The sequence below is a fragment of the Xanthomonas protegens genome, from assembly GCF_038442435.1.
GTDB classification, from domain to species: Bacteria; Pseudomonadota; Gammaproteobacteria; order Xanthomonadales; family Xanthomonadaceae; genus Xanthomonas_A; species Xanthomonas_A sontii.
Genome location: NZ_JAQJCQ010000020.1, coordinates 44,316 through 65,682, shown reverse-complemented (window position 1 = coordinate 65,682; position 21,367 = coordinate 44,316). Strand labels below are relative to the sequence as shown.

Below are 21,367 nucleotides of genomic sequence, written 5' to 3'. Positions count from 1 at the left end.
CTCTCCCGGGGGGAGAGGGGCTTCAGTTTCCTGCGGTTGAATGAGTTCGGCTGGCGGCTGGCGGCTGGCGGCTGCGATGTGTCGGCCAACCTGTTGCACCCGCACGAGGCGTGCCTGAGGCCCAACGGACACGTGGCTGCACTGTCCAGTGTCACCGCGCGCAGGCCTTGCTACTTGGCGTCCGGCAGCGCGTAGGCGATCACGTAGTCGCCGCGGTCCGGCGACTGCCGTGCGCCGCCGGCGGTGATCACGATGTACTGCTTGCCGTTCTTGGTCGACACGTAGGTCATCGGCCCGCCCTGGCTGCCGACCGGCAACCGTGCCTTCCACAGTTCCTTGCCGGTGCCGCTGTCGAAGGCACGCAGGTAGTAGTCCTGGGTGCCGGCGATGAACACCAGGCCGCTCTGCGTGGCCAGGGTACCGCCCAGCGTGGGCATGCCGACCGGAATCGGCAGGTGCATCTTGAAGCCGAGCGGGCCGGTGTCCTGCACGGTGCCCACCGGCACCTGCCAGGCGATGCTGCGGGTCTTCAGGTCGATCGCGCTCAGCGTGCCGAACGGCGGCGCTTGGCAGGGAATGCCCAGCGCCGACAGGAAGCGGTTCTTGTTGACCGCGTACGGCGTGCCCTTCAGCGGCACCGCGCCCATGCCGGTGTTGACCGCCTCGCCGCCGCTGGAGGCGGCCGCCTTGTCGGCCTTCTGCGGAATCATCTGCACCCACAGGCCCAGGCGCATGTCGTTGGCGAACACCACGTCGTGCACCGGATCGACCGACAGCCCGCCCCAGTTCATGCCGCCCAGCGAGCCGGGGAAGCTCAGCGACACGTCGGTGCCGGGCGCGGTGTACAGGCCCTCGTAGCGCATCTTCTTGAAGGCGATGCGGCACAGCATCTGGTCCAGCAGGGTGGCGCCCCACATGTCCGCTTCGGTCAGGTGCTTGGTGCCGATCTGCGGCATGCCCACCGACAGCGGCTGGGTCAGCGCATACGGTTCGTGCGGGATGTCGGCGGCCTTCACCGGCACCTCGCGAACCTCGGTCAGCGGCCTGCCGGTGGCGCGGTCGAGCACGTACAACTGGCCGGCCTTGGTGCCGATGATCAGCGCCGGCACCTTGCGGCCATCGGCCATCGGGAAGTCGATCAGGCTCGGCTGCATCGGCAGGTCGAAATCCCACAGATCGTTGTGCACGGTCTGGTAGACCCATTTGACCTGGCCGGTGCTGGCGTCCAGCGCGGTGATCGAGGCGCCGAAGCGGTGGTCCAGCGCGCTGCGCTCGGCACCGTACAGGTCGGTGGACGGGCTGCCCATCGGCAGGAACACGGTGTTGGACGCGGCGTCGTAGGACATCGGCGCCCACACGTTCGGCGTGCTGCGCACGTAGGTCTTGCCCGCGGCCGGTGGCTGCGTGTCCTGCGGGTTGCCCGGGTCGAAGGCCCAGCGCTGCGCACCGGTGATCACGTCGAAGCCGCGGATCACGCCGCCCGGCATGTCGGCCTGCACGTTGTCGGCGACGCGGCCGCCCACCACCACCGTGGTCCCGGCCACGGTCGGCGCCGAGGTCAGCTGGTAGAACGGATCGGGCGCGGCGCCGAGGCCGGCCTTCAGGTCGACCTGGCCGTTCTGGCCGAAGCCGCTGCAGAACGCACCGGTGTCCGCGTCCAGCGCGATCAGCCGCGCGTCAATGGTGTTGGTCAGCACGCGGCGCCGGCAGTTGGCGCCGGCCGGCAGCACCGCCGCCGCCACCGGCGAGGCGTTGGCGGCGCTGGGCTGGGCCAGCGGCGCATCGGCATCGAAGTAGGCCAGGCCGCGGCAGCGCTGCCAGACCGAGGACTTCGCGTTGATCTCGTGCTTCCACAGTTGCCGGCCGCTGCTGGCGTCCAGGGCGATGACGTTGTTGTGCGGGGTGCACACGTACAGCGTCTCGCCGATCTGCAGCGGGGTGGTCTGGTCCTCGGCGCCGTTGCCGTCGCTGAGGGCGACATCGCCGGTGCGGTAGGTCCAGGCCACCTGCAACTGGCCGACGTTGCCACGGCCGATCTGGTCCAGCGCGGCGAAGCGGCTGCCGCCGGCGGTGTTGCCGTAGTGGCTCCAGTCGCGCTGCGCCTGCGCCGGGATCACCGGCACCGGCGCCGGGCCGGGGCCGCTGGCGGCCACCGGCGGATGCGGCACGAACATGCCGGCCAGGCCGCCGGCGCAGGCCAGCGCCAGCACCGCCGCCAGCGCATAGGCGCCGCGGCCGCCGGGCAGGCCGCGGGCGCGGCGCAGGGTCGGGTAGACCAGGGCGACCAGCAGCGCCAGCACCGCCGGCATCATCAGCCGCGACACCAGCGGCCAGAACGCCAGGCCGGCGTCCCAGTACGCCCAGGCTATGCTCAGCACGAAGGCCAGCGCGTACAGCCAGGCACCGGCCGGGCGCCGCCGCAGCACCAGCAGCGCCGAGGCCACGCAGGCCGCGCCCATCGCCAGGAAGTAGACGCTGCCGCCGAGCGTGGCCAGGCGGATGCCGCCGACCAGCAGCGCCAGCCCGATCAGGGCCAGCAGCAGGCCGACGCTCCACAGCACGATCCGGCCGCCGGCCGACACATCCGATTGGGTTTGCACGATTTCGATCCTCTGCAGCAGGGTAGGCGCGTGGCGTCCGCTGCCGGTCACGACGGCAGCGCGGGCGGGCGTGCGCACGATGGCATGCCGCGGCGGGAAACGACGTCGGCAAGATGGGCGATTATCGCATTTGTGTTCGGTAATAGAACGAACGGGGCCGTCCGCCGGTGCGACGCTGCGTGCCGGTTTCCGACGTTTCTCCGACCTTGGTGAAGCCCGTACAACGCACTGTTACAGGGATGGTGCGATGCGACACATCCGTGGAGTAGCGTTGCGCGTTTCTTCCCAGCCGCACTCCCCATGTCCGACCGTTTCCAGGCGCCTCGTCGTCCCGTTCGCTGTGCCGTATTGCTGGCCATTGCCGTGGCCGGAGGCTGCTCCGGCGACAAGCCGGCGGCCGCGCCGCCGCCGCGGGTGGGGGTGCTGACCCTGGGCGCGCGCACCCTGCCGGTCGAGCGCACCCTGTCCGGCCGCACCGTGGCCTACGAGACCGCCGACGTGCGCCCGCAGGTCAGTGGGTTGCTGCGCCAGCGCCTGTTCCAGGAAGGCCAGGAGGTCAAGGCCGGGCAGGCGCTGTACGTGATCGACCCGGCGCCGTACCAGGCCGCCTACGACATCGCCCGCGGCAACCTGGTGCAGGCCGAGGCGGCGCTGGCCAGTGCGCGGCCCAAGGCCGAGCGCACCCGCAGCCTCACCGACATGGACGCGGCCAGCAAGCAGGACGCCGACGACGCGGTGTCCGCGCTGCGTCAGGACGAGGCGGCGGTGGTCGCGGCCAAGGCGGCGCTGCAGGCGGCGCGCATCAACCTCGACTACACCCGCATCACCGCGCCGATCTCCGGCACCATCGGCACCTCCGCCTACACCGTCGGCGCGCTGCTCACCGCCGCGCAGGACGCGGCGCTGACCACCATCCAGCGGCTGGACCCGATCTACCTGGACGTCACCCAGTCCAGCACGCAGATGCTGGCGCTGCGCCGGCAGCTCGACGCCGGGCAGATCCACGCCATCGACGGCAAGGCGCAGGTGCAGGTGCGGCTGGAGGACGGCAGCACCTATCCGCACGCCGGCACCCTCGAATTCGTCGGCACCCAGGTCAACGCCGGCACCGGCAACGTCACCCTGCGCGCGGTGGTGCCCAACCCCGAGCACCTGCTGTTGCCGGGCATGTACCTGCGCGCGGTGCTGCCGATGGCCACCGACCAGGGCGCGGTGCTGGTGCCGCAGCAGGCGGTGACCCGCGACAGCAAGGGCGAGCCCGTCGTGAAGCTGCTCGACGCGCAGAACAAGGTGGTGGAGCGGCACATCCGCACCGGCGAGGCCATCGGCCACGACTGGCTGGTGGAATCCGGGCTCAAGCCGGGCGAGCGCCTGATCGTGGTCAACGGCAGCCGCGCCGAACTCGGCAAGCCGGCGCAGCCGTATCCGCTCACCACCGCCCAGCTCGATGCCGCGCCGGCGCTGCCGGGCGACGGCGCCCAGGCCGACTGAGGACTCCCGCATGTCGCGCTTCTTCGTCAACCACCCGGTGGTGGCCTGGGTCATGGCCATCGTCATCGTCCTGATCGGCATGCTGGCCATCCATGGGCTGCCGGTCGAACGCTATCCGCACATGGCGCCGCCCACCATCACCGTGCGCGCCACCTACACCGGCGCCTCTGCGCAGACGGTGGAGAACACCGTCACCCAGCTGATCGAGCAGTCCCAGCAGAGCCTGGACCATCTGCTGTACATGACCTCCACCAGCGCCTCGGACGGCACCGCGCAGGTCAACCTGGTGTTCGAGACCGGCACCAACGCCGACACCGCGCAGGTGCAGGTGCAGAACCAGTTGCAGTCGGTGATGTCGGTGTTGCCGCAGGCGGTGCAGCAGAACGGCCTGGTCATCACCAAGTCCAGCGGCTCGCTGTTCGAGGTGGTGGCGTTCACCTCCGACGACGGCAGCATGGACAACTTCGATGTCGCCAACTACATGGAATCGAACATCGACGACCAGATCAGCCGCGTCAGCGGCGTCGGCAACATCCAGCCGATGGGCTCGGAATACGCCATGCGCATCTGGCTGGACCCGGAGAAGCTGCGCAAGTACGCGCTGATGCCCTCGGACGTGGAGAACGCGCTGCAGTCGCAGAACACCGACGTGTCGGCCGGCGAGATCGGCGGCCAGCCGGCGCTGCGCGGGCAGCGCCTGGACGCCACCGTGACCACCCGCAGCCGCCTGCAGACCCCGGCGCAGTTCGGCGCGATCGTGCTCAAGAGCGACGCCAGCGGCGCCGCCGTGCACCTGTCGGACGTGGCCAGGATCGGCCTGGGCCCGGAAACCTACGACAGCATCACCCGCTTCAACGGCAAGCCCTCGGCCTCGCTGGGTATCGAGCTCAACTCCGACGCCAACGCGGTGGAAACTTCCAAAGCCATCGACCAGCGCCTGCAGGAACTCAAGCAGTACTGGCCGCACGGCTTCAACTACCACATCGCCTTCAGCACCACGCCGTTCGTCACCACCTCGATCAAGGAAGTGGTCATCACCCTGATCGAGGCGGTGCTGCTGGTGGTCGCGGTGATGTACCTGTTCCTGCAGAACTGGCGCGCCACGCTGATCCCGACCATCGCCGTGCCGGTGGTGCTGATGGGCACCTTCGGCGTGCTCGCCGCGTTCGGCTACTCGATCAACACCCTGACCATGTTCGCGATGGTGCTGGCGATCGGCCTGCTGGTCGACGACGCCATCGTGGTGGTGGAGAACGTGGAGCGGGTGATGGGCCAGGAGGGCCTGCCGCCGAAGGAGGCGACGCTGCGCTCGATGCAGCAGATCGGTGGCGCCCTGGTCGGCATCGTGCTGGTGCTGACCGCGGTGTTCGTGCCGATGGCGTTCTTCAACGGCGTCACCGGCGTGATCTACCGGCAGTTCTCCATCACCATCGCCGCCTCGATGATCCTGTCGGTGTTGGTGGCGATGACCCTGACCCCGGCGCTGTGCGTGACCATCCTCAAGCCGCTGCACCAGGGCGAGGCGCCGATCGGGTCGCACGGGCGCCTGGGCTGGTTCTTCATCTGGTTCAACACCCGCTTCCGGCATCTGTCCGAGCGCTACCGCACGCTGGTCGAGCGGGTGCTGGGCAAGCGCGCGCTGGGCCTGGTCGCCTATGCGCTGCTGATCGCGGTCACCGGCCTGCTGCTGTGGCGCCTGCCGGGCGCGTTCCTGCCCGACGAGGACGAGGGCATGCTCAACGTGCTGGTCAAGCTGCCGGCCGGCTCCACCCTGGAGCAGACCCTGGCGGTGACCGACCGGCTGACCAAGGCCGCGCTGAAGGATCCGGGCGTGCGCTCGGTGCTGTCCTCGGCCGGCTTCAGCGTCACCGGCGCCGGCCAGAACGTCGGCATGGCCTTCGTGCGCCTGAAGGACTGGGACGACCGCGACGACGACGCGGCGACCATCGCCGACCATCTGAACAAGGCGCTGGCCGACGTGCCGGACGCGGAACTGTTCGTGACCTCGCCGCCGGCGATCACCGGCCTGGGCGACGCCTCCGGTTTCACCTTCGAGCTGATGGACTATGAAGGCGCCGGCCACGCCGCCCTGGTCGCCGCGCGCGACAAGCTGCTGCGGCTGGCCCAGCACGATCCCAAGCTGATGAACGTGCGCTACGCCAGCCTGGAAGACGCGCCGGTGTACGCGGTCAAGATCGACGACGCCAAGGCGCAGGCGCTCGGCGTGGACCCGGGCGACATCAACGCCACGCTCAACAGCGCGCTCGGCGGCGACTTCGTCAACAACTTCATCTACAAGGGCCGCATCAAGAAGGTCTACATGCAGGGCGATGCCGACGCGCGCATGGCGCCGCAGGACCTGGACCGCTGGACGGTGCGCAACGGCGGCGGCGACATGGTGCCGATGTCGGCGTTCACCCGCTCGCACTGGACCAGCGCGCCGGCCGCGCTGGAGCGCTACAACGGCGTGTCGGCGATGGAGCTGACCGGCCAGGCGGTGCCCGGGGTCAGTTCCGGCGCGGCGATGGACGCGATGGCCGAACTGAGCAAGCAACTGCCGCACGGCTTCGGCTATGCGTGGTCGGACATGGCCTACCAGGAGAAGCTGTCGGCCAATCAGGCACCGGCGCTGTACGCGATCTCGCTGCTGTTCGTGTTCCTGTGCCTGGTGGCGCTGTACGAGAGCTGGTCGATCCCGTTCGCGGTGATGCTGGCGGTGCCGGTAGGCGTGTTCGGCGCGGTGCTGCTGATGACCCTGCGCGGGCTGGAGAACGATGTCTACTTCCAGGTCGGTCTGCTGACCACGGTGGGCCTGGCGGCGAAGAACGGCATTCTGATCGTCGAGTTCGCGCGCGACCTCGAGCACCGCGGCGAAAGCCTGCTCGCCGCCACCCTGCACGCGGTGCAGATGCGTCTGCGGCCGATCCTGATGACCTCGCTGGCGTTCCTGCTCGGCGTGCTGCCGCTGGTCTTCAGCAAGGGTGCCGGCTCGGCCGCGCGCCACTCGCTGGGCACCGGCGTCACCGGTGGCACGCTGGCCTCGATCACCCTGGGCCTGTTCTTCGTGCCGCTGTTCTACGTGATCGTGCGCCGGATGTTCCCGGGGCCGGCGGTCGCCCACCCGGAGACGCAGGCATGAGCGCGCTGACCCGCATGAGCGTGGCGGTGGCCACGCTGCTGGCCCTGTCCGGCTGCACCCTGGCACCCACCTACGTGCGCCCGGCGGCGCCGGTGCCGGCCGACCTGGCGGCGGTCGATGCGGCACCCGCCGCGGGCGCCGCCACCGACACCCTGGCGATGCCGGACTGGCAGCAGGTGTTCCTGGATCCGCGGCTGCGCCAGACCATCGCGCTGGCCTTGCAGAACAACCGCGACCTGCGCGTGGCGATGCTGTCCATCGACAAGGCGCGCGCGCAGTACCGCCTCCAGCGCGCCGCGCAGTTGCCCTCGTTCGACGCCAACGCCAGCATGAGCCGCGGCCGCAGCAGCGCCGCCAGCAACGACGACGGCGTCTCCCAGGTCAGCACCAGCGACACCCTGCAGGTGGGGCTGAGCAGCTGGCAGCTGGATCTGTTCGGGCAACTGCGCAGTCTCAAGCAGGAAGCCCTGCAGAACTGGCTGTCCAGTGCGGAAAACCAGCGCAACGTGCGCCTGACCCTGGTCGCCCAGGTCGCCGCGGCGTGGCTGACCGTGGGCGCGGACCAGGCGCAACTGGATCTGGCGCAGCAGACCCTGGACAGCCAGGCGCAGACCCTGCAACTGACCGAGCGCCGGCACAGCATCGGCAGCGCGTCCGGGCTGGACCTGGCGCAGCAGCAGACCAGCGTGGAGTCGGCGCGCGTCGCCGTCGCCAGCGCCGCCACCCAGCTGGCGCAGGCGCGCGATGCGCTGCAACTGCTGGTCGGCGCGCCGGTGGAGGCGGCGCTGCTGCCGACCGCGCAGGCCATGCAGGGCAGCGTCGCGCTGGCGCCGCTGCCGGCGCACCTGTCCTCGGCGGTGCTGCTGCAGCGCCCGGACGTGCTTGCCGCCGAGCACACCTTGCAGGCGGCCAACGCCGACATCGGTGCCGCACGCGCGGCGTTCTTCCCGTCGCTGAGCCTCACCGCGTCCACCGGGCGCAGCAGCGATGCGCTGTCCACGCTGTTCTCCGCCGGCAGCCGCACCTGGTCGTTCGTGCCCAGCATCACCGCGCCGATCTTCCACGCCGGCGCGTTGAAGGCCTCGCTGGACGCCTCCAAGCTCGGCAAGGACATCGCCGTGGCGCAGTACGAGAAGGCGATCCAGTCGGCCTTCGCCGAAGTGGCCGATGCCCTGGCCACGCGCGACCATCTGCAGGCGCAGTTGACCGCGCAGCAGGCCCTGGTCGACGCCAGCCAGCGCAGCTACACCCTGGCCGACGCGCGCTACCGCGCCGGCCTGGACGGCCACCTGCCGGTGCTGGATGCGCAGCGTTCGCTGTTCGCCGCGCAGCAGGCGCTCATCGCGCTGCGCCTGCAGGACGCCAGCAACCGCGTCACCCTGTACCAGGTGCTCGGCGGCGGTGCCGACGCCCAGGCCCAGGTCGCTGCCTCGCCCTGAGCCGGAACCGAGGCAGCGCGAGGCTCGGCCTGGGCTGGCCTGAGGCGAGCCTGAAGCCGGCAGGCCTGAGCGTGCAGAAGCGTCGCCACGCGCGACGCGCTTCTGTGGGAAGGACTTCAGTCCCGACGCGATGGACTCGGACGGCGGTCCAACCACCGCCCCAGGCGCTGCTTGCGCACCCCGCGGCACTCAACACGACAAGCCCCGCGCTGCCGACTTCCGTAGCTGAACGCGGCGGTACACCTCGGCGGCCGTCGTAGACAAATGCCAGGCGCTGCCGCGCCGCCCAATCGTTCGTCGCACAGGCCGCAAGCCGCGCCGTGCGTACCTTCGGCGCGTTGGCGACACGGTCGACGCCGCACCGGCGGGCCGGGCACCACGCCAGCCTTGGGCCATAATCGCGGCGACTCACTCCAGGTACGCCGCACCCGATGAAGATTCCCCCGAGCCTGCAGCCGCTGATCGACGATGGCGTCATCGACGGCGTGCTGCGCCCGCTCAAGAGCGGCAAGGAGGCTGCGGTCTACGTCGTCCAGGCCGGCGACGACGTGCTTTGCGCCAAGGTCTACAAGGACATGGCGCAGCGCAGCTTCCAGGCCCGTGTGCAGTACCAGGAAGGGCGCAAGGTGCGCGGCAGCCGCCAGGCGCGGGCGATCGGCAAGGCCAGCAAGTTCGGCCGCCGCGAGCAGGAAGCGGCGTGGAAGGACACCGAGGCCAACACCCTGTACCAGCTGGTGGACGCCGGCGTGCACGTGCCGCAGCCGCGCGGCTACTTCCACGGCGTGCTGCTGATGGACCTGGTCACTGATGCCGACGGGCAGAGCGCGCCGCGGCTGGGCGAGGTGGAACTGGAACCGGAGCAGGCGCGCGCCTTCCACTCGCAGCTGGTCGGCGACGTGGTGAAGATGCTGTGCCTGGGCCTGGTGCACGGCGACCTGTCCGAATACAACGTGCTGGTCGCCGCCGACGGCCCGGTGGTGATCGATTTCCCGCAGGTGGTCAGCGCCGCCGGCAACAACGCCGCCCGCACCATGCTGCTGCGCGACGTGCACAACCTGCGCGACTGCCTGGGCCGCTTCGCGCCCGAGCTCAACGCCACCCACTACGGCGAGGAGATGTGGGCGCTGTACGAGAAGGGCACGCTACGCCCGGACAGCGCGCTCACCGGTCGCTTCACCTTCGATACCCGTCGCGCCGACGTGCGCGCGGTGCGCGCCTCGATCGAGGACGCGCGGCAGGAAGCCATCATCCGCCAGCAAGGCCGCGAGGCCGCCGCGCAGGACGACTAGGGTCGTCGTCCCGCCCCGCGCATGCCGCGCCGCGGTTGCGCGGGCTTGCGGGCAGGAAGCGAGGACGTGGATCCCGTCCCCGCCTGGGGGACCGCATGCAGCAGGCCTGCTGCCGCGCGCAAGGTGCCGAATGGCCTTGGCGAGACTGAGCGTGCCGACCGATCTGCCCAGGCAGTGCCCGGTCGATTGCGCCGACTCCAACGTCGCCAAGCCGTCGCAGGCGCGCCCGATCATGCCGCGCGGGTGGGGCGTGGAAAACGCTCTACCACTGCAGCGCGGCGTGACCAGACCCCCGTCGGGCGCTGCGCCCCTCAATGCCAACGGCCGCCCGCCAACGCAATGCGCTGTACCCGGGAACGGGTGACAGATCCGGGCGCGAAACCGCATTCGCGCACGTCCATGTTGCGCTGCAATGCGGCGCAGCGGCGTGTGCGACACTGGCCATCGTGCCCCGCAGGCCGCGCGAAGCCTTGCCATTCCTGCATTGCGGACACCTTTGCGCCGCTGCGACGGGCCGCCTGCCGCTGACCCGCCAGGCACCGTGATGACCGTTCAAGTTCGCTTATTTGCGGAAATGGTTATCGACAATAACAATCTGGCCGACGCCGCTTGCGCAGCCGCCCCGGGAGGGCCACCCATGTATTTCGATCCAGACGTCGTCCGTTTCTTCGCCCAGGCCCAGCAGTCCGGGCAGCCGCCGATGGAGGAACTGCCCTTGCCCGAGGCGCGGGCGATGATGCGCGGCGTCGCCGCGCAGTTCGGTTTTCCGCGTGTGGAAATGGCCGAGGTCCGCGACCTGCAGGCGCCGGGTCCGGCCGCGCCGATTCCGCTGCGCCTGTACCGCCCGCACGGCCTCGACGCCGGTCCGGCCCCCACTTGCCTCTATGCGCACGGCGGTGGCGGCGTGGTCGGCGACCTCGACTCGCACGACGACGTGTGCCGGCAACTGGCCGCGCGCGCCGGCTGCCAGGTGCTGGCGGTGGACTACCGGCTGGCGCCCGAGCATCCGGCGCCGGCCGGCACCGAGGACGTGATCGCCGCGCTGCACTGGTTGGCCGCGCACCCGGGCGAAGTCGGCGCCGATCCGCAGCGTCTGGCCGTGGCCGGCGACAGCATGGGCGGCGCCCTGGCGGCGAGCGCCGCGCTGGACGCGCGCGATGCCGGCATCGCCCTGCGCTGCCAGATCCTGATCTATCCGCTGACCGACGTGCGCCCGGACAATCCCTTTCCCTCGCGCGTGCACAACGCCGGCATCCCGCCGCTGACCGAAGCGGCGATGCGCTACTTCGATCGCCAACTGCTGCCGGACCCGTCGCTGGCGTCGGACTGGCGCATCTCGCCGGTGGTGGCGCCGGACGTGGCCGGTGTCGCCCCGGCGCTGGTGGTGCTGGCCGAGCGCGACGCGCTGCACGACGAAGGCCTGCACTACGCGCAGCGCCTGCGCGAGGCGGGCGTGGAAACCCTGGTGCGCGTCCACCCCGGCATGATCCACGGCTTCATCAACATGGGCGGCGTGATGCGCGTGGCCGGCGAAACCCTGGACCTGGCCGCGCTGCTGCTGCGCCAGCGCCTGCTGCCGGTGGCTACGCAGGACTGAGCCCAACCGCAGCGCGTCCCAGCTTCCGGCAATCACCGCCGGTCGCTGCCTCGCCAGGAACAATGCGTCCGTCGCGTCCGTAGGAGCGGCTTTAGCCGCGACGGAGCACCTCCGATGTGCGACCGGGTCGCGGCTGAAGCCGTTCCTACGTGGGGCGGCGTTGGGTGGCCTCACTGCACGCTGCAGTTGCCGCGCCGCGCCGCGCGCGCTTAGCGCGGGGTGCTGCGCAGCAGTTGCCGGAACGCCTCGTCCAATTCAAGCTGGTCGCCGCTGCCAGCGGGCAGTTGCGGTGCACCTGCCTCCATCCTGCCCAGCTCCGCGTCAAGGAAATCGCTGATCGCCGGAATCCGTGGCCCGTCTTCGACCTCGGCCGATGCCCGCTTCTTGTCCAGCAAGGCGTCGATGGCGTCGCGCAGGGCACCGGAAGGAACCAGGGCATCCAGCAGCGAGGCGAAGGCCATCGGAGGCATGCCGTGCCCGCGTTCGATCCATTGGCAGGCCAGCACGGGGCGCAACACGTACAGATACTTCTTGGTGCGGATGCGCTCGCCGCGCAGGTAGCCGCGGTAATTGCCCTTGGCCATGCTGAAGTAATGCCACCAGGTCGCCAGCGGCGAATAGAAGTCCTGGGCCATCTCCCGCAGCGTCGCCACGGCCGCGGCGTCTTGCCGGTACACCACCGGCGATTGCAGCCACTCCAGCAAGGTCGGGTTGGATTTGGAGACCAGCCGCAACGCCTTGCGCAGGTCCCAACCGCTGACATCCAGGTCGCTGTCGATCGGCAGCTCGATCACGTCGCGCTGCGGCTCGCCCGGCCCGGTCCGTTCGTTGACGGTGAGGTACCAGTCCGGCCGATGCACATAGACGAACCGCGCGTCGTAGTCGCTGTCGGGCGAGGAAAAGCCCCAGCCGCGGCTGCCGGATTCGCAGGCCAGCAGGATGCGGACCTCATGGCGTTGCTCGATGTCCTGCAACGTGGCCAGCACGGCGGCACGCTTGTCGGGGGCGATCGGGTGGATCGCCATGTCGGGTGAGGTGGATTGATCTGCCACAGCAACTTCCATCGAAGGTTGGATCACGCCACCCGGTTGCGCCGCGCGCGTTCCAGGTGCACCAGCAGCAGCGAGATCGCCGCCGGGGTCATGCCGGGGATGCGCTGCGCCTGGCCCACGGTCTGCGGGCGCACGCGCTCGAGCTTCTGCTGCACTTCGGCCGACAGCCCGCGCACCTGCGCGTAGTCGAAGGCGGCCGGGATCGGGGTGTCCTCGTGGCGCTGCTGGCGGGCGATCTCGTCGCGCTGTCGGTCCAGGTAGCCGGCGTACTTGATGCCGATCTCCACCTGCTCGGCCACCTGCGCGTCGGCCACGCCCGGGCCCAGCGACGGCACCCGCATCAGCGCGGCGTAGTCCAGCTCCGGACGCTTGATCAGGTCGAGCACGGTGGTCTCGCGGCTCACCGCCACGCCCAGCGTGGCCGCGACCTCGCGGCCCAGCGCGTTGCCTGGCGTGGCCCACAGCGCGCGCAGGCGCTCGTTCTCGCGCGCCACCGCCTCCTGCTTGGCCTGGAAGCGCGCCCAGCGCGTTGCGTCGACGATGCCCAGGTCGTGGCCGATGCCGGTCAGGCGCGCGTCGGCGTTGTCCTCGCGCAGCTGCAGCCGGTACTCGGCGCGGCTGGTGAACATGCGGTACGGCTCGCTAGTGCCGTGGGTGATCAGGTCGTCGATCAGCACGCCGATGTAGGCCTGGTCGCGGCGCGGCGACCACGGGTCCAGCCCGCGCACCTGGCGCGCGGCGTTGAGGCCGGCGATCAGGCCCTGCGCGGCGGCTTCCTCGTAGCCGGTGGTGCCGTTGATCTGCCCGGCGAAGAACAGCCCGGGCATGGCCTTGGTCTCCAGCGAGGCCTTGAGCCCGCGTGGGTCGAAGAAGTCGTACTCGATGGCGTAGCCGGGGCGGGTGATGTGCGCGCGTTCGAAGCCGCGGATCGAGCGCACCAGCTCCAGCTGCACGTCGAACGGCAGCGAGGTGGAGATGCCGTTGGGGTAGATCTCGACCACGTCCAGGCCTTCCGGCTCGACGAAGATCTGGTGGCTGGCCTTTTCGGCGAAGCGCACCACCTTGTCCTCGATCGAGGGGCAGTAGCGCGGGCCGATGCCCTCGATCTGGCCGGTGTACAGCGGCGAGCGGTCCAGCGCGCCGCGGATGATGGCGTGGGTGCGCTCGGTGGTGTGGGTGATCCAGCACGAGACCTGGCGCGGATGCTGGGCGGCCTCGCCCAGGAACGACATCACCGGCAGCGGATCGTCGCCGGGCTGTTCCTCCATCGCCGCGTAGTCCAGGCTGCGCCCGTCGATGCGCGGCGGGGTGCCCGTCTTGAGCCGGTCCACGCCGAAGCGGCCGTCGCGCAGCGCCTGCGCCAGCGCGGTGGCCGGTGGGTCGCCGGCGCGGCCGCCGGCGTACTGGGTCTGGCCGATGTGGATCTTGCCGGCCAGGAAGGTGCCGGCGGTCAGCACCACCGCCGCGGCCTCGAAGCGCAGCCCGGTCTGGGTCAGCACGCCGCGCACGCGCTCGCCGTCCATCACCAGGTCGTCCACCGCGGCCTGGAACACGGTCAGGTTCGGCTGCGCCTCGACCAGGCGCCGGATCGCACTGCGGTACAGGTTGCGGTCGGCCTGGCAGCGGGTCGCGCGCACCGCCGGGCCCTTGGACGCGTTGAGGGTGCGCCACTGGATGCCGGCCAGGTCGGCGGCGCGGGCCATCGCCCCGCCCAGCGCGTCGATCTCCTTGACCAGGTGGCCCTTGCCGATGCCGCCGATCGCCGGGTTGCAGCTCATCGCCCCCACCGTCTCCACGTTGTGGGTCAACAGCAGGGTGCGCGCGCCGGCGCGCGCGGACGCCAGCGCCGCCTCGGTGCCGGCATGGCCGCCGCCGATCACGATCACGTCATGGCGGTAGAAGGAGTCGCTCATCGGGGTCTCGTCGGCCGGCGCGGGGCCGGCGGCAGGGGGCGACACGTGGCGTCGCCCAGGGTGTGAACAGGAATTTTAGCGGTTGCATCACAAATTGCAGATCCGGGCCTCAAGTTGGCACGCAATCTGCAGATATTCCCACTGCACCCAACGTGGCAATGCGTCAGGGGCGTATGACTGGAATTGGAACAGGGGCCAGTCACGCGCACGTTGGGGGAGCTGGGGGCCGGTAGTCGGGGGACTACCGGCCCTTTTTTATGCCCGTTTTTCGCCGGTCGCCGGCGCCACCCCAGCAATGGCAAGGCCCCAACGCGAAAAGCCCCGGCGGACCGGGGCTTTTCGTTGTGAGGCGCCGACGCCCGACAGGGCCGGAACAGGGGGGATCCAGATTTCCCTGTCGGACATCGACATAGACGGTGGGGTCGACCCCTTCGGGTCATAAAGCGACGCAGGCGGTCACCCCGTAGGACGTAGAGTGCGTGCTGGGACAGGCGAACGCAAGCCCTTTCTTAGGGTTCGAGTGTGCGACGCGTCCCATTGCTGCGACCCATATTGCCGGGGCGTGGCGCCGGCGGGCGCTGCATGCCCTCGGGACGCTGCATCGCCGGCCGGGCCGGCTGCATCGACTGCGGCCGCGGTGCCGAATTGAGCGCGTCCGGACGGCGCAGGCGGTCCATGTCGCGCCACGGCGTCGGTACCCGACCACCCACGCTGGGCGGCGGGGACGGCGGCCGCGAACCGCCGTCGTCCGGCCGCGGACGCGGTGGCGGGCGGTGGCGCGGACCATCGTAGCCACGGTAGTAGTAATACGGCACGCCGTACCCGTAGTAGCCGTAATAGGACGGGCCGTAGCCGTAGTAGGGCACCGCGCCGTAGGGCGAGTAGTACTCCGAGTAGCCGGCCGGGTAGCGGTATTCGACCGACGGGGCGCCACGGTAGTAGCCACCCTCGCCGCCTCCGGCGTAATCGTAGGTGGCACAGCCGCCCAGTGCGGCCAGCAGTCCAGCGGCGCAGATCAGGCGCAGTTTCATGGCGTTTGCCCTCCAGCAGGCTGGCTGACAGGTTCGGTCCGTGGCATTGAATCCCCCCTTAACTTCATCGGCCGCACTTGAACGCTTAAGTTGCGCGCAACGACGGCGAACCGGCGCGGGTCGCGGGCGCTGCACGTTGGCGACGATACGCTACCCTTTCGCGTATGGTCTCACGTTTTCTGCCCGAGTTCGGCGACGTCCTGGCGGCCGCCGCACGCATTGCCGCGCACGCGCGGCCGACCCCGGTGCTGCGTTCGCGGGCGCTGGATGCCGCCACCGGCGCGCAGCTGTACTTCAAGGCCGAACACCTGCAGCGCGGCGGCGCGTTCAAGTTCCGCGGCGCCTGCAACGCGGTGTGGGCGCTGGACCCGGCGCAGGCGGCCTGCGGGGTGGTCACCCATTCCTCCGGCAACCATGGCGCGGCCCTGGCCCTGGCCGCGCGCACCCGCGGCATCGGCTGCCATGTGGTGGTGCCGGAGGGGGCGGTCGCCGCCAAGCTCGCCAACATCGCCCGCCACGGCGCCACGCTGTGGCGCTGCGCGCCCAGCATCGTCGCGCGCGAGGCGCTGTGTGCGCAGGTGCAGCGCGATACCGGCGCGACCCTGGTGCATCCCTATGCCGATCCGGCGGTGATCGCCGGGCAGGGCACCGCGGCGCTGGAACTGCTGGACGCCAGTGGCGGGCTGGACCTGCTGGTGGTGCCGGTCGGCGGCGGCGGCCTGGCCGCGGGCAGCCGGCTGACGCTGTCGGCGCGGGCGCCGCAGGCGCAGTTGCTGCTGGCCGAGCCGGCCGGCGCCGCCGACACCGCGCGCTCGCTGGCGGCCGGCGAGCGCCGCGTGGACATGGTCCCGGACACGCTCTGCGACGGCCTGCGCGGCACCCTCGGCGAACCCAACTTCGCCCTGCTGCACGGCCAGGCCGAGGTGCTGGTGGTGGAGGACACGGCGACCGTGGCGGCGATGCGGCTGCTGTGGCAGGTGCTCAAGCAGGTGGTGGAGCCGTCCTCGGCGATCGCCCTGGCGGCGGTGCTGGCGCAGCCGGCGCGCTTTGCCGGGCGCCGGGTGGGGGTGATCCTGTCCGGCGGCAACGTCGACCTGGACGCCTTGCCGTGGGGCGCGGCATGAGCGCGCGCGGGGGCTTCCGCTGGCTGCGCTGGCTGGTGCGCCTGGCGGCGTTGCTCGGGCTGTGGCTGCTGGGCGTGGCGATCTACATCGTCTGGGTCGGCGACCGCGACCAGGCGGCGCCGGCCGACGCGATCATCGTGCTCGGTGCCGCGGCCTACGATGCCAAGCCGTCGCCGGTGTTCGAGGAGCGCATCCGCCACGGCCTGGACCTGTACCAGCGCGGCTACGCGCCGACCCTGATCTTCACCGGCGGCTTCGGCAACGGCGCGCGTTTCGCCGAGTCGCAGGTGGCCCGGCGCTACGCGCTGCGCCACGACGTGCCGGCCGACGCGATCCTGATCGAAACGGTGTCGCGCACCACCCGGCAGAACCTGATCGAGGCGCGGCGGCTGATGCGCGAACACGGCCTGCACCGGGTGATCGTGGTCAGCGATCCGCTGCACATGGCACGGGCGCTGCGGCTGTGCCAGGAACTGCAGATCGACGCGCTGGCGTCGTCGACGCCGAGCAGCCGTTTCCGCAGCTTCCAGACCCGCTGGCGCTTCCTGCTGCAGGAGCTGTACTTCTTCCATCGCGACCTGCTGGAGCGGGGCGTCGAGCACGGTGGCGAGACCGTATGATGGGTCTTTCCACGGCCGGAGGGCGGCAGCCATGAGCAACCACGGAGTTCCTGCGCAGGACCAGGCCATCGCCCTGGTGCAGGCCTATTACGCGGCGTTCAACCGCGGCGACTGGGACGGCATGCTGGGCATGCTCACCGACGATGTCGCCCACGACCTCAACCAGGGCGCGCGCGAGACCGGCAAGGAGGTCTTCGCCGCCTTCCTGCAGCGCATGAACGCCAGCTACCGCGAGCAGCTGCACGACATCGTGGTGCTGGCCGCGCAGGACGGCCGCCGCGCCGCGGCCGAGTACGTGGTGCATGGCGAATACCACCACACCGACACCGGCCTGCCGGAGGCACGCGGCCAGCGCTACGTGCTGCCGGGCGGGGCGTTCTTCGACATCCGCGACGGCAAGATTGCCCGGGTGAGCAACTACTACAACCTGGAAGACTGGATCGCGCAGGTCTCCGCCTGAGCCGCGCGCCGGCCTGAGGCCGGCGCGTTCGCGCTGTCGCAAAACTGTCCGCCGGCCGTCATCTGCGGCCGCAGGCGCCGCCGCTATGGTCGCCGCGCCGAGTGGGGAGGATTGCCGATGCGCGCGCTGCTTCGTTCTCCGGCCGTCGCGGTGGCGCTGCTGGCCTGCACGCTCGCGCTGGCCCTGCTGGGCGTGCGCGGGATCTGGGACGCCGACGAAGGCCGTTACTCCAATGTCGCGCTGAACATGCTGCACAGCGGCGACTGGCTCACGCCGCGGCGCAGCGAGGACGTGGCGCACTGGACCAAGCCGCCGCTGACCTACTGGGCGATCGCCGCCAGCGTCGCGGTCTTCGGGCCATCGCCATGGGCGGCGCGGCTGCCCTCGGCGCTGGCCTACCTGTTGTGCGTGCTGTTGGTCTGGCGGCTGGCGATGCGGCTGTTTCCCGAACGCACCGAGTTGCCGGCGCAGGCGGCGCTGCTGTACGCGACCATGCTGGCGCCGTTCGGCGCGGCGCAATGGATTTCCACCGATTTCCTGCTCGCCGCCTGCGAGACCCTGGCGGTGTGGGCCTTCGTCGAAGCGCGGGCGCATCCACCCGGCCAGGGCAAGCGCTGGATCGCGGCGATGTGGGCCGGCTTCGCCCTGGCGTTCATGACCAAGGGCCCGCCTGGCCTGCTGCCGCTGCCGGCGCTGCTGCTGTTCAATGCGGTGACGCCCGGGCCGCCGCGGCGCGCGCTGCAGCTCTCCGGCATCGTCCTGTTCGTGGTGCTGGCGCTGCCCTGGTACCTGGCGGTGATCCACGGCCATCCGGGCTTGCTGCGGTACTTCGTCGGCGACGAAGTGGTCAAGCGCGTGGCCAGCGATGCGTTCGGGCGCAACGCGCAGTGGTACGGCTGGGCGGTGGCGTATGCGCCGATCCTGGTCCTGGGCACGCTGCCGTGGACGCCGGCCCTGGCGCGCTGGGCCTGGCAATTGCCGCGGCAGCTGCGGCAGTGGTGGCGCGATCCGGCGTTGGGCCTGCAGCAGGCCGCGCCGCTGCTGCTGGCACTGTGGCTGCTGCTGCCGCTGCTGGTGCTGTGCCTGTCGCGCTCGCGGCTGCCGCTGTACGTGCTGCCGCTGTTCGTGCCGCTGGCGCTGCTGGCGGCGTGGCAGCGTGCGCAGGAAGGCCGTGCGCCGTGGCGCTGGCCGTGGCTGCTGGCGTGGTGCGGGCTGTTGCTGGTGATCGAACTAGTAGTGGCGCTGTTGCCCACGCACAAGGATGCCGGCGCCTGGGCGCAGGCGATCGCCCGGCGTGCCGGCGCGCCGGTAACCGAGGTGGTGTTCGTCGAGGACATGGCGCGCTACGGCCTGCGCCTGGAACTGGGCACGCAGGTACGCAAGATCCGCCTGGAGCCGGTGCGTGACGCGCCGCGTTTCGGTCCCGAGTACGACGCCGATCTGGCCACGGTGCTGCGGCAACCGCGCGCCGGCCGCGTGTGGGTGTGCAAGCAGGAGGCCTGGCCGCAGGTGGCCGCGCGCATCGCCGCGCAGGGCGCACAGGCGCAAGCGTTGGGGATGCCCTACCAGGGCCGGGTGCTGTTCCGGGTGCGGCCTGGCTCAGTCGCCGCGGCGGCGGATCGGGATCGCTGACAGCGGCACCGCGGCGATCTCGCCGCCGCCTTCGCGGATCGGCGCGCCCGGCGGCGGCGCCCAGGCGTGCGCGTAGATCACTTCCCAGGTGCTGGGCAGGGTGCCGTCGGCGCCGCGCAGCGGCTCGTAGGCGGCGCTGGCGGCGGCGAAGCGGCCGCGGCCGGTGAGCGTGTGGCGGCGCGCCTGCAGTGCGTTGGTGGCGCCGATCGCGCGCAGTTCGCGCATCAGCGCGGGCAGGTCCGGATAGGTCAGGTTGAACACGTCGCGGTCCAGCACCGGATCGCGGAAGCCCGACAGCATCAGCGCATCGCCGAACTGCGCGATCGGCGCGAAGCGGCTCACGTGCGGCGTCGTCCGGTCGGCCTGGGCGAATGCCTCGCGCAGTTCGATCAGGGTATCCGGGCCGAAGCTGGAACACAGCAGCAGGCCGCCGGGGCGCAGCACGCGGCGGAATCCGGCGAACACCGCCGGCAGGTCCTCGACCCACTGCAGGCACAGATTGCTGAAGATCACATCGACGCTGTGCTCGGCCAGCGGCAGTGCGCGCGCATCGGCGCAGACGCGGCCGAACGGCTTCCACCAGCCGGCCTGGCGCTTGGCCTGCTGCAGCATCGGCAGTGCCTGGTCGAGCGCGATCACCTGCGCGCGCGGCCAGCGCTTCTTCATCGCCGCGGCGGCATGCGCCGGGCCGCTGCCCACGTCCAGCACCACCTGCGGCACGCGGTCGCCGAGGTAGTCCAGCGATTCCAGCAAGCGCCCCTGCACCTCGCGCTGCAGCGCCGCGGCGGCATCGTAACTGGCGGCGGCACGCGCGAACGCGCGGCGGATATGCTGGGAGTCGAACGCGGAAGGATCCATCCGCGCATTATCGCCGCCCGCGTCGTGCTGCGGCCAGCAGCGGCGCGGATCACCGCGTTCCGTACTGCGCGCCGACCGGACGCCGGGTGCGGCGGCTGTGCGTCTCAATCCTGCATTGCGTTTCCGGCGCCTTGTCGTCGCGCACATCCAGCGATGACAAGCGGATCAGCGCGATCCGCATTCGTCGCGACCAGGTATGCGAACCGGCTGTGCATCCCCACTCCCGAATCCCCACTCCCGGCTCTTCAGAACGCCCCCGGATAGCTGCCGCCATCCAGCAGCAGGTTCTGCCCGCTCAGGTAGCCGGCCTGCGCGCTGCACAGGAAGGCGCAGGCCGCGCCGAACTCTTCCGCGGTGCCGAAGCGCCCGGCCGGAATCTGCCGGCGCTTGCGTTCGGCCAGATCGGCGGGGTCGATGCCCTCGCGCTGCGCGGCGTGGGCGATGTTGCCGCGCAGGCGGTCGGTGTCGAATTGCCCCGGCAGCAGATTGTTGATGGTGACGTTGTGCGCCACGGTGCGCCGCGCCAGCCCGGCGACGAAGCCGGTGAGGCCGGCGCGCGCGCCGTTGGACAGGCCCAGGCTGTCGATCGGCGCCTTCACCGCGGCCGAGGTGATGTTGACGATGCGGCCGAAGCCGCGCGCCTGCATCGCATCGACGGTGGCGCGGATCAACGCGATCGGCGCCAGCATGTTGGCGTCGAGCGCGCGCAGCCAGTCCTCGCGTTCCCAGTCGCGGAAATCGCCCGGCGGCGGCCCGCCGGCATTGTTGATCAGGATGTCCACCTGCGGGCAGGCGGCCAGTGCGGCGGCGCGGCCGGACTCGGTGGCGATGTCCGCCGCCACCGCGACCACCTCGCCACCGCCGTCGAGCGCGCGCAGCTGCGCCGCGGCCGCATCCAGCCCGGCCTGGCCGCGCGCCACGATCACCACATGCACGCCTTCGCGGGCCAGCGCCTGTGCGCAACCCAGTCCCAGCCCCTTGCTCGCGGCGCAGACCAGCGCCCACTTGCCGGCGATTCCCAGGTCCATGCTTGCACTCCGGTTGGAAGGAGTCGCGATGATCGGACATCGGCGCTGTGGCGGCCAGCGTCACACCGCGACTGCAGGACAGTTGAGCGTGCAG

Annotated in this window: 16 protein-coding genes; 9 read left to right on the top strand and 7 right to left on the bottom strand. The window is 70.9% G+C overall.

The genetic code is table 11. The features are described 5' to 3' along the window. Nucleotides 1-170: 170 nt before the first annotated feature. Nucleotides 171-2,600 carry a membrane-bound PQQ-dependent dehydrogenase, glucose/quinate/shikimate family gene (locus PIQ37_RS18880; RefSeq protein ID WP_342074639.1) on the bottom strand — a complete coding sequence of 810 codons (2,430 nt, stop codon included), beginning with the start codon at nt 2,598-2,600 and terminating at the stop codon, nt 171-173. 300 nt (nt 2,601-2,900) lie between these two features. Between PIQ37_RS18880 and PIQ37_RS18875 the strand changes: the two genes are divergently transcribed. The 5 genes from PIQ37_RS18875 to PIQ37_RS18855 all read left to right on the top strand — a co-directional run bounded on the left by PIQ37_RS18875 (nt 2,901) and on the right by PIQ37_RS18855 (nt 11,555). Next, nucleotides 2,901-4,091: an efflux RND transporter periplasmic adaptor subunit gene (locus PIQ37_RS18875; protein WP_407136569.1), complete on the top strand. Its 1,191-nt coding sequence runs from the start codon at nt 2,901-2,903 to the stop codon at nt 4,089-4,091. 10 nt (nt 4,092-4,101) lie between these two features. Continuing rightward, entirely contained in the window at nt 4,102-7,230 is a 3,129-nt protein-coding gene (locus PIQ37_RS18870; protein ID WP_342074638.1) for an efflux RND transporter permease subunit, read from the top strand. Next, a complete protein-coding gene (locus PIQ37_RS18865; RefSeq protein WP_342074637.1) occupies nt 7,227-8,669 on the top strand; it encodes an efflux transporter outer membrane subunit in 1,443 nt (480 codons plus the stop codon). Before PIQ37_RS18870 ends, PIQ37_RS18865 begins: the two co-directional genes overlap by 4 nt. Nucleotides 8,670-9,100: 431 nt before the next feature. Beyond that, entirely contained in the window at nt 9,101-9,958 is an 858-nt protein-coding gene (locus tag PIQ37_RS18860) for a PA4780 family RIO1-like protein kinase (protein ID WP_342074636.1), read from the top strand. Nucleotides 9,959-10,595: 637 nt separating this feature from the next. After that, a complete protein-coding gene (locus PIQ37_RS18855) occupies nt 10,596-11,555 on the top strand; it encodes an alpha/beta hydrolase (RefSeq protein ID WP_342074635.1) in 960 nt (319 codons plus the stop codon). 209 nt (nt 11,556-11,764) lie between these two features. On the opposite strand, the gene PIQ37_RS18850 is transcribed toward PIQ37_RS18855, so the two are convergent. The 3 genes from PIQ37_RS18850 to PIQ37_RS18840 form a co-directional block, all read right to left on the bottom strand. Further along, complete coding sequence (locus PIQ37_RS18850) at nt 11,765-12,580, bottom strand: nucleotidyltransferase domain-containing protein (RefSeq protein WP_342074654.1); 816 nt, start codon at nt 12,578-12,580, stop codon at nt 11,765-11,767. Between the two features lie 50 nt (nt 12,581-12,630). Beyond that, a complete protein-coding gene (mnmG, locus tag PIQ37_RS18845) occupies nt 12,631-14,520 on the bottom strand; it encodes a tRNA uridine-5-carboxymethylaminomethyl(34) synthesis enzyme MnmG (RefSeq protein ID WP_342074634.1) in 1,890 nt (629 codons plus the stop codon). A gap of 509 nt (nt 14,521-15,029) precedes the next feature. Further along, nucleotides 15,030-15,551 carry a hypothetical protein gene (locus PIQ37_RS18840; RefSeq protein ID WP_043094298.1) on the bottom strand — a complete coding sequence of 174 codons (522 nt, stop codon included), beginning with the start codon at nt 15,549-15,551 and terminating at the stop codon, nt 15,030-15,032. A 164-nt stretch (nt 15,552-15,715) separates the two neighbouring features. Here PIQ37_RS18840 and PIQ37_RS18835 point away from each other — a divergent pair, with 164 nt between their 5' ends. The 4 genes from PIQ37_RS18835 to PIQ37_RS18820 all read left to right on the top strand — a co-directional run bounded on the left by PIQ37_RS18835 (nt 15,716) and on the right by PIQ37_RS18820 (nt 19,387). Beyond that, complete coding sequence (locus PIQ37_RS18835) at nt 15,716-16,675, top strand: pyridoxal-phosphate dependent enzyme (protein ID WP_342074633.1); 960 nt, start codon at nt 15,716-15,718, stop codon at nt 16,673-16,675. Continuing rightward, complete coding sequence (locus PIQ37_RS18830) at nt 16,660-17,295, top strand: YdcF family protein (protein WP_026144308.1); 636 nt, start codon at nt 16,660-16,662, stop codon at nt 17,293-17,295. The genes PIQ37_RS18835 and PIQ37_RS18830 overlap by 16 nt, the downstream gene beginning before the upstream one ends. Nucleotides 17,296-17,326: 31 nt before the next feature. Further along, complete coding sequence (locus PIQ37_RS18825) at nt 17,327-17,755, top strand: ketosteroid isomerase-related protein (protein WP_342074632.1); 429 nt, start codon at nt 17,327-17,329, stop codon at nt 17,753-17,755. Nucleotides 17,756-17,872: 117 nt separating this feature from the next. Then, on the top strand, nt 17,873-19,387 hold the full coding sequence (locus PIQ37_RS18820) for an ArnT family glycosyltransferase (RefSeq protein ID WP_342074631.1): 1,515 nt from the start codon (nt 17,873-17,875) through the stop codon (nt 19,385-19,387). On the opposite strand, the gene bioC is transcribed toward PIQ37_RS18820, so the two are convergent. The 3 genes from bioC to PIQ37_RS18805 form a co-directional block, all read right to left on the bottom strand. Further along, complete coding sequence (gene bioC / locus PIQ37_RS18815) at nt 19,355-20,245, bottom strand: malonyl-ACP O-methyltransferase BioC (RefSeq protein WP_150410930.1); 891 nt, start codon at nt 20,243-20,245, stop codon at nt 19,355-19,357. The genes PIQ37_RS18820 and bioC overlap by 33 nt on opposite strands. A 49-nt stretch (nt 20,246-20,294) precedes the next feature. Further along, nucleotides 20,295-20,426 carry a hypothetical protein gene (locus PIQ37_RS18810; protein WP_342074630.1) on the bottom strand — a complete coding sequence of 44 codons (132 nt, stop codon included), beginning with the start codon at nt 20,424-20,426 and terminating at the stop codon, nt 20,295-20,297. 64 nt (nt 20,427-20,490) lie between these two features. Next, the gene (locus tag PIQ37_RS18805) at nt 20,491-21,273 is read right to left on the bottom strand and encodes an SDR family oxidoreductase (RefSeq protein ID WP_342074629.1); all 783 of its coding nucleotides are present in this window, start codon (nt 21,271-21,273) and stop codon (nt 20,491-20,493) included. Nucleotides 21,274-21,367 lie beyond the last annotated feature (94 nt).